Here is a 17,260-nt window from a genome sequence, read left to right as displayed (position 1 = left end):
CACCAAGGAAGGAGGCTCCCCATGGCACGAAACCTCTGGGTCGGCCTGCCCGGACAGCTCCGCGAGATCAGCCAGGCCGCCACCGGCTTCGAACGCGGTGCGGAACTCGGCGTCTCCCAGTTCACCTCACTGGGCGGCCAGGTCACCACGATCGCGCCCCGGCGCGCCCCCCGCAGGATCAAGCTCACCTTCGACCGGCTCGGCCAGGACGACGCCGCGCACCTCGACCGGCTGGCCCGGCGCGTCGACGGGCCCGGTCCCGTCGAGGTCCTCGACCCGGTGGCCCGCAACCTGCTCGACCCGCTGCAGGCGCAGGGACGCGTCGCGGCCGGCAGCCCGTACAACTCCTGGTACACCTCCGTCAGCGGCAGCGGCAAGCTGGAGGTGTCGACCGCCCCGGGCGCGCAGCCCCAGACGTACGTCTGGAAGGCGCTGACGACGACCGCCCAGCTCAGCTGGCACCGCAGGCCCCGCGCCGGCTTCCCCGTCGTCCCGGGCATGCGGGTGCGCTTCACCCTGCCCACGTCCTGGCGGGCGGGGCCGTGCGCGACCCGGCTGCACTGGCGGGACGCGAACGGCACCTACCTGACGTCCGCCGCCGACACCGGGCACACCCTCGTCGCGACCGTCCCCGAGGGCGCCGCACTGGTCACCCCGTCGGGCGTCACCGGTGAGATCGGGACGTACGGGCTCGACGGCGCCGTCCTGACCATCGACGACGACCACGTGCCCACCGCCCCGGCGAACCTGCTCCCCGCCGAGCAGGCCGCGGGCAGGGGGGCGCTCACCCAGTGGTCGGCGACCGGCGTCACCCTGTCCACCGACGCGTCCGGCTACGCGGTGGCGTCCCTGGCCGCGTCCACGACCGGAACGCTGACCTTCGTGAACGGCGCCCAGAAGGGCCACGCGCTGCCGCCCGGCTCCGGCCTGGTCGGCCTGGTGCTGCCCGCCGCCGTGCGGACGAGGGCGGAGAACTGCGTGCTCGCGTTCCACGACGCCGCCGGCGCACAGCTCGCCGCGACGACCGGCTGGGCCCCGGCCACCGTGCCGGCCGGCGCCACCCACGTGTCCGCCACCGTGACCTTCGCCTCCGCCACCAGCGCGTTCCAGTCGCGGATCGGCCCGGCGAAGCTGCTGCACGTGGACCCCACGGTGACCGAACTGCCCGGTGACGGGTGCCCGGTCATGGCCGTGACCGGCTACACCGACTCCCCGGCCCGGCCCCTGCCGTACCGGAACATCTCGATCGACCTGGTGGAGGTGACCAGTGCGAGCCTCTGACGAGGAGCTGACCCGGACGCTGGAGTCCGGGTCGCGCACCACCGCCCACACCACCCGCCTCGGCGGCCGGGACGTGACCGAGCAGGTCCAGTCCTGGCAGCTCGAACGCAGCTACAGCACCGACCTGCCGGACGCCATGCGCGCGTTCTCCGGCAGCTCCGCGGCCCAGCTCCAGCTCCAGGTCTCCGGCACCGCGGGCGCCTCGGCACCTGCCCTGTACTCGCCGTGGGCGCCGCGCGCCACCGGCGACATCGCCCGCCCCGGCCAGTCCGTGGTCCACACGTACGGCACCGACGCCGGCACCCTGCCCGCTTTCCGCGGCACCGTACGCAACCGCTCCGCCGCCTCCGGCACCGACACCGTGCAGCTCACCGCCCTGGACGGGGCCGAGCGGCTGCACGGGCCGGCGGAGCTGCCCAAGCCGTACGCCGGGTTCTACTGGCGGCGACCGGTGGCCACCGCCACCTGGTGCGTCGACGAGCTGCTGCGCCAGGCGGGGCTGCACTCCTCCCCGCCGCCGCGCTACCCGGAGTTCAGCGCCGGCGCGCCGCTCACCCTCGTGTACGCCTCCCTGCACGGCGGGTTCGCCGCCACCTACGGGCAGCCCGAGATCGTCCCCGACGCCCGGCACTACGGCTGGAGCCGGGAGGGCGCCCCGCACGAGATGGCCCTGGTACCGCACGCCGCGGCACCCGACACGCACGCGATGACGGCCACGTGGTTCCCGCGCAGCCGGGTCACCGTGCCGGGCAGCCGGCTGTTCGCCGAGGCGTGGGTGAACAGCGCGGTCGGCTTCGGCTCCACCGTCGCCCTGGAAGTGGACCTCAACCGCACCGGCACCCAGACCGGGCGGCTGCGCCTGGCGGTCGACTTCTCGCTCGGCCAGATCTTCATGCACTCCGGCACCCGCGAGGGCGGCGGCACGTACTTCTACTGGAACCTCTCGGCGCTCAAGGAGCAGCGGGGCGTCTGGCACATCGGCGGCCTGTTCGACACGACGCCGGCCGGCGGCTCCGTCCTGCCGACCGTCCAGCCCGTCCTCACCGGGCCGGACGGGAGGCACTACGCCTTCGGTGCGGCCACCTTCACCAACCCCTCCGCGGCGCAGCCCGCCGCCGAGCTCTACCAGCTACGACTGGTGACCCAGCTCGCCACCGAGGCCGTGCAGCTCTCCAGCGGGCTGACCGCCTTCCCCACGAACGCCGAGTTCGCCCAGACGGGCACCTGGACGAAGGAGGTGGAACTCGACGAGGCGATCCTGCCGCTCCACACGATCCCGCGCGTGTCCGGCTCGCAGTGGGAGGTGATCACCCAGATCGCCAAGGCGAGCATGTCCACCGCCGAGTTCGACGAGCGGGGCGTCTTCCACTGGCGCAACTACACGCGCTTCGCGAAGCAGCCCACGGCCGCCGACCTGACCCTGACGTCCCTGCGCGACATCGCCGCGCTCACCGTCACCGAGGAGATCGACGCCTGCCGCAACTACTGCGTGCAGCCGTACAAGGACTGGTCGTCGGTGAAGGTCGCCAACGGCACCTCCTACAACGACACCGTGGTGCGCGAGATACCCGGCGACTCGTCGGTGACGCTCAAGTACGTCCTCGCCGACGAGGAGTTCGACATCGGCCCGCCCAACGTCGACGACGACCAGAGCGTCGCGCCCGGCTTCTCGGTGCGCTTCGCGGCCGCCAACGCGGCCGGCGCGGACGCCGTCAAGGGCGCCGTGGACATCTTCGCCCGGCGGGAGGAGGGCCACCTGGTCCTGCGGTTCACCAACCGCACCTCCCGGCGGCTCTACACGGTCACGGAGGACGGCAAGCCCTCGGTGCACATCCAGACCCTGAAGCCGTCCACCGAGCCGGTCGAACGGCAGGCGACCTCCTGGGCCCCCGGCAGCACGAGCGAGAAGTACTACGGCCGCCAGGAGTACTGCGCCGAGGCCGGCGACTGGGTGCAGGACTACCGGGCGGCCCAGGACCTCGCCCACGCCATGCGGGCGGCGGGCCAGTACCCCGTGCCCGTCCTCGGCGAGGTGGAGGTGCTGTACGACCCGCGCATCCAGCTCGGGGACGTCGTCCGGGTCGTGGACTCCAGCGGCGCCGCGCTGGACACCCTCGCCTGGGTCGTCGGCATCAAGACCGCGTCGACGTCCCCCGGCACCGTCCAGCAGACCCTGACGCTGCGCGGCACCCGGACCAACGGGTTCCCCGCCGACAGCGACCTGACCCCCGACACCCCCTCCGACCGCGCCCCGCTGCCGGTCGGCACCACCTACGCGGCCGTCGCCGCCGCCCACCCCACCCTCGGGAGCCTCTCGGGCAGCGGTCTGACCTGGCGGCAGATCAAGGAGAGCGGCCTGTGAGCGACACCCCGTCCGCACCGGACCCGGTGGAGGTCACCACCGAGCCGCCGGGAGCCCCCGCGTACCCGGTCGAGGTGCTCCTGGAGGAGCACCCCGCCGCGCCCGTCCCGCCGGCCCCCGTCCCCGAACCGCCCGTTCCCGGCACCCAGACCCCCGACACCGCCCCCGTCGTACCCGTCTCCGGCGGCGAACAGGAGGAGATCGCATGACCATCCAGTACACCCCCCTCAGCGGCCTGCCCTACCCGCAGCCGAGCGACCCGGCCGACCTGCCGGCGCACCTCCAGTCCCTGGCCCAGACCCTGGACGGGCGGACCGTACTGCGCTTCGGCACCGCCTCGGACCGCGACACCAAGATCCCCACGCCGGTGGCCGGCATGCTCGCGTGGATCGCCTCGCCGGGGCGCCTGATGTACTACACCGGCTCGGCCTGGGCCCCGGTCGGACCCGTGCCGGTCTTCCGGGTCAACCTCGACGGCGGCAGCACCACCAGCACCGCGTGGGCGGAGACCCTGACCGACGCGGTGGGGGACCCGATGAACGCCGTGTTCACCGTGCCCGCCTCCGGCCAGGTCATCATCACCGTCGGCTGCTACATGCACTCCTCCGCCGCGAACGTCGGCTCGTACATGTCGGCGAACGTCCGCAACTCCGCCGGGGCCGTCGTCCTCGCCGCCTCCGACGACCGGGCCGCGCTGGTCAACACCCCGAACCGGTCCTCCGTGTCGACGCAGTTCCTGGTCGGCGGCCTCGCCGTGGGCACCACCCACACCGCCACCCCCGCCTACCGCACCGCCGCCACCACCAGCGCCGGCCACTTCGACACCCGGTTCATCCGCATCGACCCCGTGATGTGACCCGGTCCCCCCGCCCCGCCCCCGCGGGGTGACCCGTCCCGTACGCCCGGCCCGCCCGCGACCCGCCGTCGCGCGGCGGGCCGGGCGTTTCCGTACCCTTGACGAGGAGGCCCACCGATGGCAGCCCCCCTCTCCCCCGACCGGCTCCTCGCCGCCCTGCGCGCCGAGGGCGTCACCGTCGTCGAGCACCCCGGCTGGCGCACCCGCAACCGCAACCACACCGGAGCCTGAGGCCCCGTCGCCGGTGTGATGATCCACCACACCGTCACCAGCGGCACCGCCTCCTCCGTCGAGCTGTGCGCCCGGGGCCACGCCGGCCTGCCGGGCCCGCTGTGCCACGGCGTCATCGCCAAGGACGGCACCGTCCACCTCGTCGGCAACGGCCGCGCCAACCACGCCGGCGGCGGCGACCCGTCGGTCCTCCAGGCCGTGATCACCGAGACGTACCGGGACCGGCCGCCCGCCCCCCGCGCCCACCAGGGCAGCGCGAACGCCGTCGACGGCAACGCCCGCTTCTACGGCTTCGAGTGCGTCAACCTCGGCAACGGCGCCGACCCGTGGCCGGCCGCCCAGCTCGACGCCGTCGAGCGGGTGGGCGCCGCGCTGTGCCGGGCGCACGGCTGGGGCGCCAAGTCCGTCATCGGCCACCTGGAGTGGTCCGACCAGAAGGTCGACCCGCGCGGCTTCGCCATGGCCGGGATGCGCGAGCGGATCCACCAGCGGCTCGAAGCGGCCCCCTCGGCCCAGGAGCCGACCGCGCCCAAGCCCGCCGCCCCCCGCTACCAACCCTTCCCCGGCACCTCGTTCTTCCGGTCGAACCCCAGCTCGCCCATCGTCACCGCGATGGGCCGCCGGCTCGTCGCCGAAGGCTGCGGCCACTACCGCGTCGGCCCCGGCCCCCGCTGGTCGGAAGCCGACCGCCGGTCGTACGCCGCCTGGCAGCGCAAGCTCGGCTTCCGCGGCTCCGACGCCGACGGCTGGCCGGGCGCCGCCTCCTGGAACGTGCTGAAGGTCCCGTACACCCCGTAAAGGAGCACCCCGTGTCCGATGCCGCCAAGCGCACGGCCCGCACCGTCCTCCAGTCCGCCGTCGGCATCGCCGTCGTGCTTCCCGCGATCGTCGACGCCTCCGGCGTCCCGGCGACCCTGCCCTGGGTCGCCGGGGCACTGGCGGTCGCGGGCGCGCTCACCCGGATCATGGCCCTCGACGCGGTCCAGCGCCTGCTACCGGCCTGGCTGCGCACCACCCCGGGGGGCGCCGATGCCCGAGTCTGACCAGACGAGCGACCCCGTGACCGTCGCCGTCGAGCTGGAACGGCTGCGGGGCACGCTGGAGGCCGGGTTCGCCCGCGTCGACGGCTCGCTCGCGCTGCTCGTCCAGCGCAGCGACCAGACCGACAAGCAGCTCGCCGACATGGAGACCCGGCTCGACGCCCTCGAACGCGCCCGCTGGCCGCTGGCCAGCATCGCCGCGCTGACGGCGAGCGCCGGCCTCGTACTCGCCCTGTGGGAGCTGGCCGGACGCTGACCGGAGCCGCCGCACGCCGAAGGGCGGCCACCCCTCGCGGGGTGACCGCCCTTCGGTCAGGCGACTCGCTTACTGGTTGTACGGACCGTAGTCGTAGTCCTCCAGCGGAACGGCCTGGCCGGAGCCCGTGCCGAACGGCGAGTAGTCGATGTCGTCGTAGCCGACGGCCGAGTACATCGCGGCCTTCGCCTCCTCGGTCGGCTCGACCCGGATGTTGCGGTAGCGGGACAGGCCCGTACCGGCCGGGATGAGCTTACCGATGATGACGTTCTCCTTGAGGCCGATCAGGGAGTCGGACTTGGCGTTGATCGCCGCGTCCGTCAGGACCCTGGTCGTCTCCTGGAAGGAAGCCGCGGACAGCCACGACTCCGTCGCCAGCGACGCCTTGGTGATACCCATCAGCTGCGGACGGCCGGAGGCCGGGTGGCCGCCTTCCTGGACCACGCGACGGTTCTCCTGCTCGAAGCGCGAGCGCTCCACGAGCTCGCCCGGCAGCAGCTCCGCGTCGCCGGACTCGATGATCGTCACACGGCGCAGCATCTGCCGGATGATGATCTCGATGTGCTTGTCGTGGATCGACACGCCCTGCGAGTTGTAGACCTTCTGCACCTCGCCGACCAGGTGGACCTGAACGGCCCGCTGGCCGAGGATGCGCAGCACGTCGTGCGGGTTCTCGGTACCCACGGTGAGCTTCTGGCCCACCTCGACGTGGTCGCCCTCGCCGACCAGGACACGGGCGCGCTTCGAGATCGGGTACGCCGTCTCGTCGCTGCCGTCGTCCGGCGTGATGACGATCTTCTTGGTCTTCTCGGTCTCCTCGATCCGCACGCGGCCAGAGGCCTCGGCGATCGGCGCCATGCCCTTGGGGGAACGGGCCTCGAAGAGCTCGACGACACGCGGCAGACCCTGCGTGATGTCGTCACCGGCCACACCACCGGTGTGGAAGGTACGCATCGTGAGCTGGGTACCGGGCTCACCGATGGACTGGGCGGCGATGATGCCGACCGCCTCGCCGATGTCGACCAGCTTGCCGGTCGCGAGCGAACGGCCGTAGCAGTACGCGCACGTGCCGACCGCGGACTCGCAGGTGAGGACCGAGCGGGTCTTGACCTGCTCGACACCCGCCGCGATGAGCTGGTCGATGAGCACGTCGCCCAGGTCGACGTTGGCCGGCGCGATGACCTTGCCGTCCACGACGACGTCCTCGGCGAGCATCCGCGCGTACACGGACGTCTCGACGTCGTCCGCCTTGCGCAGGACGCCGTCCTCGCCGCGCACGCCGATCCGCAGCTTCAGACCGCGGTCGGTGCCGCAGTCCTCCTCGCGGATGATCACGTCCTGCGAGACGTCCACCAGACGACGGGTCAGGTAACCCGAGTCGGCGGTGCGCAGGGCCGTGTCGGCGAGACCCTTACGGGCACCGTGCGTGGAGATGAAGTACTCCAGCACGGACAGGCCCTCGCGGAAGGACGCCTTGATCGGACGCGGGATCGTCTCGTTCTTGGCGTTCGACACCAGACCGCGCATACCCGCGATCTGGCGCATCTGCATCATGTTTCCTCGCGCACCCGAGTTCACCATCATGAAGATCGGGTTCGTCTTCGGGAAGTTCTCGTTCATGGCCTCGGCGACCTCGTTGGTCGCCTTGGTCCAAATCGCGATGAGTTCCTGCGTGCGCTCGTCCTTGGTGATCAGACCGCGCTCGTACTGCTTCTGGACCTTCTCGTCCTGCGCCTCGTAGCCGCGGACGATCTCCTTCTTCGCCTCCGGGACGACGACGTCCGAGATGGCGACGGTGACGCCGGAGCGGGTGGCCCAGTAGAAGCCCGCCGCCTTCAGGTTGTCGAGCGTCGCCGCCACGATGACCTTCGGGTAGCGCTCGGCGAGGTCGTTGACGATCTCGGAGAGCTGCTTCTTGCCGACCGTGTAGTCGACGAACGGGTAGTCCTCGGGCAGCAGCTCGTTGAAGAGCGCGCGGCCCAGGGTGGTGCGCAGGCGGAAGCTGTCGCCCTGCTGCCACTCCGTCTCGCCGTCCTCGTTGACCGGGGGCGTCCAGCCGCGGGGCGGGACGGAACCGATCGGGAAGCGGATGTCGACCTTCGCCTGGAGCGACAGCTCCCGGGCGTCGAAGGCCATGATCGCCTCGGCGGTGGAGTTGAAGGCGCGGCCCTCGCCCCTGACCTCGCGCTCCTCCTCGTCCGTGGTGAGGAAGAAGAGGCCCAGCACCATGTCCTGGGTCGGCATGGTGACCGGACGGCCGTCGGCCGGCTTGAGGATGTTGTTCGAGGACAGCATCAGGATGCGCGCCTCGGCCTGCGCCTCCGCGGAGAGCGGCAGGTGGACGGCCATCTGGTCACCGTCGAAGTCCGCGTTGAACGCGGTGCAGACGAGCGGGTGGATCTGGATGGCCTTGCCCTCGACCAGCTGCGGTTCGAAGGCCTGGATGCCGAGGCGGTGCAGCGTGGGCGCACGGTTCAGCAGCACCGGGTGCTCGGCGATGACCTCTTCGAGCACGTCGTACACGACCGTGCGGCCGCGCTCGACCATGCGCTTGGCCGACTTGATGTTCTGCGCGTGGTTCAGGTCGACCAGGCGCTTCATCACGAACGGCTTGAAGAGCTCCAGCGCCATGGCCTTGGGCAGACCGCACTGGTGCAGCTTGAGCTGCGGGCCGACGACGATGACGGAACGCGCCGAGTAGTCGACTCGCTTGCCGAGCAGGTTCTGGCGGAACCGGCCCTGCTTGCCCTTGAGCATGTCGGACAGCGACTTCAGCGGACGGTTGCCGGGGCCCGTGACCGGGCGGCCGCGGCGGCCGTTGTCGAAGAGCGCGTCGACGGCCTCCTGGAGCATGCGCTTCTCGTTGTTCACGATGATCTCGGGCGCGCCGAGGTCGAGAAGCCGCTTCAGGCGGTTGTTGCGGTTGATGACGCGGCGGTACAGGTCGTTCAGGTCGGAGGTCGCGAAGCGGCCACCGTCCAGCTGCACCATCGGGCGCAGGTCCGGCGGGATCACCGGGACGCAGTCCAGCACCATGCCCTTGGGGCTGTTGCTGGTCTGCAGGAAGGCGGAGACGACCTTGAGGCGCTTGAGCGCGCGGGTCTTCTTCTGGCCCTTGCCGGTGCGGATGATCTCGCGGAGCTTCTCGGCCTCCTCCTCCAGGTCGAAGGACTCCAGGCGCTTCTGCAGCGCGGCGGCGCCCATCGAGCCGTCGAAGTAGGTGCCGAAGCGGTCGCGCAGCTCGCGGTAGAGCAGCTCGTCGCCCTCCAGGTCCTGGACCTTGAGGTTCTTGAAGCGGTTCCACACCTCGTCGAGGCGGTCGATCTCGCGCTGGGCGCGGTCGCGGAGCTGCTTCATCTCGCGCTCGGCGCCCTCGCGCACCTTGCGGCGCACGTCGGCCTTGGCGCCCTCGGACTCCAGCTCGGCCAGGTCGGTCTCGAGCTTCTTGGCGCGGGCCTCCAGGTCGGCGTCGCGGCGCTGCTCGATCTGCTGGCGCTCGACGGAGACGTGGGCCTCCAGCGACGGCAGGTCGCGCTGGCGGCGCTCCTCGTCGACGTACGTGATCATGTACGCCGCGAAGTAGATGACCTTCTCCAGGTCCTTCGGGGCGAGGTCCAGCAGGTAGCCCAGCCGGGACGGGACGCCCTTGAAGTACCAGATGTGGGTGACGGGGGCGGCGAGCTCGATGTGGCCCATCCGCTCGCGGCGCACCTTGGCGCGGGTGACCTCGACGCCACACCGCTCACAGATGATGCCCTTGAAGCGGACGCGCTTGTACTTGCCGCAGTAGCACTCCCAGTCCCGGGTCGGGCCGAAGATCTTCTCGCAGAAGAGGCCGTCCTTCTCGGGCTTCAGGGTGCGGTAGTTGATGGTCTCCGGCTTCTTGACCTCGCCGTGGGACCACTGCCGGATGTCGTCCGCGGTGGCCAGGCCGATCCGCAGCTCGTCGAAGAAGTTGACGTCGAGCACTATGCGTCAATCCCTCTCAGGGTTCGTGTCAATCAATGGTCTGTACGGGTCGCTGGGCGGGGCCGGCCGGATGGGGCATCCGGCCGGCCGACCCGTCAGACCTCTTCGACGCTGCTCGGCTCGCGCCGGGACAGGTCGATGCCGAGCTCCTCCGCCGCGCGGAAGACGTCCTCGTCGGTGTCGCGCATCTCGATGGACATGCCGTCCGAGGACAGCACCTCCACGTTGAGGCACAGGGACTGCATCTCCTTGATGAGCACCTTGAAGGACTCCGGGATGCCGGGCTCGGGGATGTTCTCGCCCTTGACGATGGCCTCGTAGACCTTCACGCGGCCGGTGACATCGTCGGACTTGATGGTCAGCAGCTCCTGGAGGGCGTACGCGGCGCCATAAGCCTCCAGCGCCCACACCTCCATCTCACCGAAGCGCTGGCCACCGAACTGAGCCTTACCACCCAGCGGCTGCTGGGTGATCATCGAGTACGGACCGGTCGAACGGGCGTGCAGCTTGTCGTCGACCAGGTGGTGGAGCTTGAGGATGTACATGTACCCGACCGAGATCGGGTCCGGGAACGGCTCGCCGGAGCGGCCGTCGAACAGGCGCGCCTTGCCGGACGGCAGCATCAGGCGGTCGCCGTCGCGGTTGGGGAGGGTGTGCTCCAGCAGACCGGCCAGCTCGTCCTCGCGGGCACCGTCGAAGACCGGGGTCGCGACGTTGGTGCGGGGCTCGACCTGGTCGGCGCCGATGGTCTGGAGCCGCTTGGCCCAGTCGTCGGCGAGTCCGGAGACGTCCCAGCCCTGGCTGGCGAGCCAGCCGAGGTGGATCTCCAGGACCTGTCCCGGGTTCATTCGGGACGGCACGCCGAGCGGGTTGAGGATGATGTCGACCGGGGTGCCGTCCTCAAGGAACGGCATGTCCTCGATCGGGAGGATCTTGGAGATGACACCCTTGTTGCCGTGGCGGCCGGCGAGCTTGTCACCGTCGGTGATCTTGCGCTTCTGCGCCACGTAGACGCGGACCAGCTGGTTCACGCCCGGCGGCAGCTCGTCGCCCTCCTCGCGGTCGAAGACGCGCACGCCGATGACCTTGCCGGTCTCGCCGTGCGGCACCTTCAGCGAGGTGTCGCGGACCTCACGGGCCTTCTCGCCGAAGATCGCGCGGAGCAGGCGCTCCTCCGGGGTCAGCTCGGTCTCGCCCTTCGGGGTGACCTTGCCGACCAGGATGTCGCCGGCGACGACCTCGGCACCGATGCGGATGATGCCGCGGTCGTCGAGGTCGGCGAGGACCTCCTCGGAGACGTTCGGGATGTCCCGGGTGATCTCCTCGGGACCCAGCTTGGTGTCACGGGCGTCGACCTCGTGCTCCTCGATGTGGATCGAGGAGAGGACGTCGTCCTGGACGAGGCGCTGCGACAGGATGATCGCGTCCTCGTAGTTGTGGCCCTCCCACGGCATGAACGCCACGAGGAGGTTCTTGCCGAGCGCCATCTCGCCGTTCTGGGTGGCCGGGCCGTCGGCCAGGACCTGGCCCTCGATGACGCGGTCGCCCTCGGCGACGATGACCTTCTGGTTGACCGAGGTGCCCTGGTTGGAGCGGGCGAACTTGGCCAGGCGGTACGTGATGTACGTGCCGTCGTCGTTGGCCACGGTGATGTAGTCCGCGGAGAGCTCCTGGACCACACCGTCCTTCTCGGCCTTGACCACGTCGCCGGCGTCGACGGCGGAGCGGTACTCCATGCCGGTGCCGACGAGCGGGGACTCCGACTTGATCAGCGGCACGGCCTGGCGCATCATGTTCGCGCCCATGAGGGCGCGGTTGGCGTCGTCGTGCTCGAGGAACGGGATCATGGCGGTCGCGACCGACACCATCTGGCGCGGCGAGACGTCCATGTAGTCCACGTCGTCCGGACCGACGTAGTCGACCTCGCCGCCGCGGCGGCGGACCAGGACGCGGTTCTCGGCGAACCGGAGCTCCTCGGTCAGCGGCGCGTTGGCCTGGGCGATGACGAAGCGGTCCTCCTCGTCGGCGGTCAGGTAGTCCACCTCGTCGGTGACCTGGCCGTCGACGACCTTGCGGTACGGCGTCTCGACGAAGCCGAACGCGTTGACGCGGCCGTACGAGGCGAGCGAGCCGATCAGACCGATGTTCGGGCCTTCGGGCGTCTCGATCGGGCACATGCGTCCGTAGTGGGACGGGTGCACGTCTCGGACCTCGAAGCCGGCCCGCTCACGGGAGAGACCACCCGGGCCGAGCGCGGACAGACGACGCTTGTGCGTCAGCCCGGACAGCGGGTTGTTCTGGTCCATGAACTGCGAGAGCTGGCTGGTGCCGAAGAACTCCTTGATGGAGGCGACGACCGGCCGGATGTTGATCAGGGTCTGCGGCGTGATCGCCTCGACGTCCTGGGTGGTCATGCGCTCGCGCACGACGCGCTCCATCCGGGCCAGACCCGTGCGGACCTGGTTCTGGATGAGCTCGCCGACGTTGCGCAGGCGGCGGTTGCCGAAGTGGTCGATGTCGTCGGTCTCGACGACGATCGTCGAGCCGTTCTCACCGACGGTCTCGGTCTCGCCCGCGTGGAGCTTCACCAGGTACTTGATCGTCGCGATGATGTCGTCGACGGTCAGGACCCCGGCGTCGAGCGGCTCGTCGGCGCCGAGCTTCTTGTTGACCTTGTAGCGGCCGACCTTGGCCAGGTCGTAGCGCTTCGGGTTGAAGTAGAGGTTCTCCAGCAGCGTCTGGGCGGCCTCACGCGTCGGGGGCTCGCCCGGACGGAGCTTGCGGTAGATGTCGAGCAGCGCGTCGTCCTGGCCCTGGGTGTGGTCCTTCTCCAGGGTGGCGCGCATGGACTCGTACTCGCCGAACTCCTGCAGGATCTGCTCGGTGGTCCAGCCGAGCGCCTTGAGGAGGACGGTCACGGACTGCTTGCGCTTGCGGTCGATGCGGACACCGACCATGTCGCGCTTGTCGATCTCCATCTCCAGCCAGGCGCCCCGGGAGGGGATGATCTTGGCGGAGAAGATGTCCTTGTCGGACGTCTTGTCGATGGAGGAGTCGAAGTACACACCCGGCGAGCGGACGAGCTGCGACACCACGACACGCTCGGTGCCGTTGATGACGAAGGTGCCCTTGTTCGTCATGAGCGGGAAGTCGCCCATGAAGACGGTCTGGGACTTGATCTCGCCGGTCTCGTTGTTGGTGAACTCGGCCGTGACGAAGAGCGGCGCGGCGTAGGTGAAGTCGCGCTCCTTGCACTCGTCGATGGAGTTCTTCGGGGGCTCGAAGCGGTGGTCGCGGAAGGTCAGCGACATCGACCCGGAGAAGTCCTCGATCGGCGAGATCTCCTCGAAGATCTCTTCCAGACCGGACTTGGTGGGGACGTCCTGTCCGTTCTCGAGAGCCGCCTCGACACGAGCCTTCCACGCGGCGTTGCCGAGCAGCCAGTCAAAGCTCTCGGTCTGCAGCGCGAGGAGGTTCGGAACCTCGAGGGGCTCCTTGATCTTTGCAAAGGAGATGCGCAGCGGGGCGGTGCTTGCGCCGTTGTTCGTATTCGCGGTCGAGGCGTTGCGCGAGGCGGCCAAGAGGGGGTCCTTCCGAGGGCTCGGACTCACTACGCGCGTACCGGTCCCAAGCCGAGCAGGAGACTCGAAATCCCAGGTCAGGGCATTCGGTCAACGGTGCTCTCGCGAGGGGATGCCCCTGGTGACGGGCAGGGAGCAGTTAACAGGCAGCGCAAAGGGTCAGTGTAGCCACTTGGCCCACTGATGTCCAGGGCGAGTAATTCGCAACCCTCGTTCTTCTCATCTCCGCGGTACCCCGCGCCTCGACGCACATCGATACTGCCCGTTCGGTCGTCGATCCATGCCTCGGTTCCGGATCGTTGTGACGACGCGTCCTGAGAATTGCGCGCGGCGTGCGGTTCGTCAAGGCCCCCGGCCCCGCGGGCGCACGGCGAAGATCACCTTACTCCGTCCGCGTCCGGGCGTACGACAGGCGCCGCGGGAACGCCGAAGGGCGACCACCCGGTTGGGTGATCGCCCTTGGAAACGCCCTCAGAGGGCGTCAGCGCGAGTCAGGAGACCCGCAAGGAGGTCACTTGACCTCGACGGCCGCGCCGGCGCCCTTGAGGGCCTCGGCAGCCTTGTCGGCGGTCTCCTTGTTGACCTTCTCGAGGACCGGCTTCGGGGTGCCGTCGACGAGGTCCTTGGCCTCCTTCAGGCCCAGGGAGGTCAGCTCACGGACGACCTTGATGACCTGGATCTTCTTGTCACCGGCGCCGGTGAGGATGACGTCGAACTCGTCCTTCTCCTCGACGGCCTCGGCGGCCGGGGCACCCGGGACACCGGCGGCGACGGCGACCGGAGCGGCGGCGGTGACGTCGAACTTCTCCTCGAACGCCTTCACGAACTCGGCGAGCTCGATGAGGGTCATCTCCTCGAACTGCGCGAGCAGGTCTTCCTGAGACAGCTTCGCCATGATGGCGGTCCTTCCACTAATTCGGCTGGTGCCGGATGTACATGTGTGGCGGGCGTACGTTGGGCCCGCGGTGACCGTCGCCCGTCAGGCGGCGGTCAATGTGCGAGCCGAATTACTCGGCACCGCCCTGCTCGGCCTGCTTGGCGCGCAGCGCGTCCACGGTGCGGACGAGCTTCGACGGGAGCGCCTGGAAGAGCGCGGCAGTCTGGGACTGCTTGCCCTTCATGGCACCCGCCAGCTTGGCGAGCAGAACCTCGCGGGACTCGAGGTCCGCAAGCTTCTTGATCTCATCGGCGGACAGCGCCTTGCCGTCAAGGACACCGCCCTTGATGATCAGGTTCGGGTTGTCCTTGGCGAAGTCACGAAGACCCTTCGCCGACTCCACCGGGTCACCGGTGATGAAGGCGACCGCCGTCGGACCAGTGAACTGGTCGTCCAGCGACGTGATCCCGGCCTCGTTGGCCGCAATCTTGGTCAGCGTGTTCTTCACCACGGCGTACTGGGCGTTCTCACCGAGCGAACGGCGCAGCTGCTTGAGCTGTGCCACGGTGAGACCGCGGTACTCGGTCAGCACGGCGGCGTTCGAGCTGCGGAACTTGTCCGTCAGCTCGGCAACCGCAGCAGACTTGTCGGGCCTCGCCATGAGCCTCGGCCTCCTTCCGGGTGATTCGGACCGCGATGGCTGAAGGAAGGAGACTGGGCAAAACGAAACGCCCCGGCGCAGGCGCACGGGGCGTGACTCGACCGGACGACATGCCCGGGAGTACATCCACTGTCACCTGCGCAGGCCGTCCGTAGCTAGCGGATCCTTCGGCGGCTGCACCCCTACGGGCACAGCTACGACCAGCGGTCTTTGGCTTCTGTGGAAGAGTACGGGACCGGGCGGCCGTCAAGCAAATCGGCCGGGAAGTCCGGATCAGGCGGTCGCGCCCCCGGGGCCGTCGGCGCCCTCCAGCGCGCCGGCGAGCTTCTCCATCATCTCCATGAAGTCGAAGGTCTGCCCGGCCGGCGGGGCCTGGACGGCGGCCTTGGTGCCGTAGTCCGAGTAGGTCGCGGACACCTCGACCTGGCCGTCGGGGGTCTCCATGCCGACGTCCATCCTGACGGGGTAGCCGTCCCCGTTGACCCAGACCTCCGTGTCGTACGCCTTCAGGCCGCCCTCCTTCATCTTGGCGACCAGTTCCTCGCGCTCCTTCTCGGAGAGCACGGACAGCGACTTGTTGGAGGCGACCATCTCGTCGACCGTGAGCGTGCCCTTGTAGTGCTGCGTGTCGACGCCGTCGACCTTCTCCGGGCCGACGTGCTTCAGGTTCGGCGAGTCGAGCAGCAGGGCGAGCTGCGCGGCCGGGTCCTGGTTCATGCTCTCCAGGCTGCCGGTGAGCTGCTTCTGGAGGGCCGCGTCACCGGTCTTCTCGCCGAGCGCCTTGAAGTCGAGCTTCATCCAGCGCTTGCCGCCCAGCTCGGCGGGGGCCTTGTCCCCCATGTCCATGTACATGACGTCGTCGACCATGACCATGCGGAAGTCGCCCGAGTCGGCCGCCCCCTCGCCGCCGCCCAACGGGCCGCCGCCGGTGACGGCGATGTCCATCGTGCCGGGGTCCCAGCCCAGGACACCGGTCATCTCCATCTCGCCGGCACCCGCCGCGGCGCCCCCCATGCCTTCGGGCAGGGTCATCGTCATCCGCACCTTGGCGGACTTCGCGGCGGCGGTCTTCTCGTACGCCGTCTGGATGACCTGCGCCGCCGAGGACCACTGCGGCTGGCCGGCCGGCGCGTCCGCGGCCTTCTTCCCGTCACCGCCCTGGCAGCCGGCCGCGCCGGCGAGCACCGCCACGGCCACCGCGGGAACCCCCAGGCGCTTGCGTACGGAGACCTTCATGCCCCACCCCCACAGATGTGCGATCTTCAATCTCTTCGAAACGCTAACGCACGCCACTGACAAACGCGTACGAAAAACCGGCCCCCGCCCCTCCGGAGAGGCGCGGGGACCGGTTCGCGTCGACCGTGCGAGCCGTCAGGCTCAGACCGCGGCCGGGTCCTCCTCGGCGAGGAGGTTCCGGGTGCGGTTGGCGTCCAGCGGGATGCCGGGGCCCATGGTGGTGGACAGGGTCGCCTTCTTGATGTAGCGGCCCTTCGCGGCGGACGGCTTCAGACGGAGGATCTCCTCCAGCGCCGCGGCGTAGTTCTCGACCAGCTTGGTCTCGTCGAACGACACCTTGCCGATGATGAAGTGCAGGTTCGCGTGCTTGTCGACACGGAACTCGATCTTGCCGCCCTTGATGTCCGTCACGGCCTTGGCGACGTCCATCGTGACCGTGCCGGTCTTCGGGTTCGGCATCAGACCACGGGGGCCGAGGAAGCGGCCGAGGCGGCCGACCTTGCCCATGAGGTCCGGGGTGGCGACGACGGCGTCGAAGTCCAGACGGCCCTTCGCGACCTCGTCGATCAGTTCGTCGGAGCCGACGATGTCGGCGCCCGCGGCCTCCGCGGCCGCAGCACGGTCACCGGTCGCGAAGACCAGGACCCGGGCGGTCTTACCGGTGCCGTGCGGAAGGTTCACGGTGCCACGGACCATCTGGTCGGCCTTGCGCGGGTCGACACCCAGGCGGAAGGCGACCTCGACGGTGCCGTCGAACTTGGTGGTGGCGGTGTCCTTGGCGAGACGGACGGCCTCGAGGGGGGCGTAGATGCGCTCCTGGTCGACCTTGGCGTCCGCGCCGCGGAGAGCCTTGCTGCGCTTCACTTCTTCTCCTGCTTTCAGGTATGGAGTCGTGGTCCGGGCCAGCGCG

General features: G+C 69.9%; 12 protein-coding genes and 1 pseudogene. 7 read left to right on the top strand and 6 right to left on the bottom strand.

Features of this window, described 5'->3' with window-relative positions; all coding sequences use genetic code 11:
• Window positions 1-21 precede the first annotated feature (21 nt).
• The 7 genes and pseudogenes from AC07D6_RS06610 (at window position 22) to AC07D6_RS06580 (ending at window position 6,026) form a co-directional block, all read left to right on the top strand.
• Window positions 22-1,281: a hypothetical protein gene (locus tag AC07D6_RS06610; protein WP_315876804.1), complete on the top strand. Its 1,260-nt coding sequence runs from the start codon at window positions 22-24 to the stop codon at window positions 1,279-1,281.
• The gene (locus AC07D6_RS06605; protein ID WP_479042575.1) at window positions 1,268-3,643 is read left to right on the top strand and encodes a hypothetical protein; all 2,376 of its coding nucleotides are present in this window, start codon (window positions 1,268-1,270) and stop codon (window positions 3,641-3,643) included. Before AC07D6_RS06610 ends, AC07D6_RS06605 begins: the two co-directional genes overlap by 14 nt.
• Window positions 3,640-3,852, top strand: coding sequence for a hypothetical protein (locus AC07D6_RS06600; protein ID WP_315876802.1), 213 nt, complete (start codon window positions 3,640-3,642; stop codon window positions 3,850-3,852). Before AC07D6_RS06605 ends, AC07D6_RS06600 begins: the two co-directional genes overlap by 4 nt.
• Window positions 3,849-4,499 carry a hypothetical protein gene (locus AC07D6_RS06595; protein WP_479042573.1) on the top strand — a complete coding sequence of 217 codons (651 nt, stop codon included), beginning with the start codon at window positions 3,849-3,851 and terminating at the stop codon, window positions 4,497-4,499. Before AC07D6_RS06600 ends, AC07D6_RS06595 begins: the two co-directional genes overlap by 4 nt.
• A 117-nt stretch (window positions 4,500-4,616) precedes the next feature.
• Window positions 4,617-5,528, top strand: a pseudogene (locus tag AC07D6_RS06590) (peptidoglycan-binding protein).
• Between the two features lie 11 nt (window positions 5,529-5,539).
• Window positions 5,540-5,773: a hypothetical protein gene (locus AC07D6_RS06585; protein WP_479042571.1), complete on the top strand. Its 234-nt coding sequence runs from the start codon at window positions 5,540-5,542 to the stop codon at window positions 5,771-5,773.
• Window positions 5,760-6,026, top strand: a complete 267-nt coding sequence (locus tag AC07D6_RS06580) for a hypothetical protein (RefSeq protein WP_315876798.1) — start codon at window positions 5,760-5,762, stop codon at window positions 6,024-6,026. The genes AC07D6_RS06585 and AC07D6_RS06580 overlap by 14 nt, the downstream gene beginning before the upstream one ends.
• A gap of 69 nt (window positions 6,027-6,095) precedes the next feature.
• On the opposite strand, the gene AC07D6_RS06575 is transcribed toward AC07D6_RS06580, so the two are convergent.
• The 6 genes from AC07D6_RS06575 to rplA all read right to left on the bottom strand — a co-directional run bounded on the left by AC07D6_RS06575 (window position 6,096) and on the right by rplA (window position 17,214).
• Window positions 6,096-9,995, bottom strand: a complete 3,900-nt coding sequence (locus tag AC07D6_RS06575; RefSeq protein WP_315876797.1) for a DNA-directed RNA polymerase subunit beta' — start codon at window positions 9,993-9,995, stop codon at window positions 6,096-6,098.
• A 95-nt stretch (window positions 9,996-10,090) separates the two neighbouring features.
• Window positions 10,091-13,576 carry a DNA-directed RNA polymerase subunit beta gene (rpoB, locus tag AC07D6_RS06570; RefSeq protein WP_315876796.1) on the bottom strand — a complete coding sequence of 1,162 codons (3,486 nt, stop codon included), beginning with the start codon at window positions 13,574-13,576 and terminating at the stop codon, window positions 10,091-10,093.
• Window positions 13,577-14,087: 511 nt separating this feature from the next.
• A complete protein-coding gene (gene rplL / locus AC07D6_RS06565) occupies window positions 14,088-14,471 on the bottom strand; it encodes a 50S ribosomal protein L7/L12 (RefSeq protein WP_315876795.1) in 384 nt (127 codons plus the stop codon).
• Between the two features lie 112 nt (window positions 14,472-14,583).
• The gene (rplJ, locus tag AC07D6_RS06560; RefSeq protein ID WP_315876794.1) at window positions 14,584-15,114 is read right to left on the bottom strand and encodes a 50S ribosomal protein L10; all 531 of its coding nucleotides are present in this window, start codon (window positions 15,112-15,114) and stop codon (window positions 14,584-14,586) included.
• A gap of 273 nt (window positions 15,115-15,387) precedes the next feature.
• Window positions 15,388-16,350, bottom strand: coding sequence for an SCO4651 family lipoprotein (locus AC07D6_RS06555; RefSeq protein WP_479042964.1), 963 nt, complete (start codon window positions 16,348-16,350; stop codon window positions 15,388-15,390).
• A gap of 141 nt (window positions 16,351-16,491) precedes the next feature.
• Window positions 16,492-17,214 (bottom strand): 50S ribosomal protein L1, encoded by a 723-nt coding sequence (gene rplA, locus AC07D6_RS06550; protein ID WP_315876793.1) that lies wholly within the window; start codon window positions 17,212-17,214, stop codon window positions 16,492-16,494.
• Window positions 17,215-17,260: the final 46 nt, after the last annotated feature.

The organism is Streptomyces sp. NPDC045287 (assembly GCF_056432325.1).
Note: the sequence above shows the minus strand (reverse complement) of the source record. Positions and strands in the feature narration are given on the sequence as shown.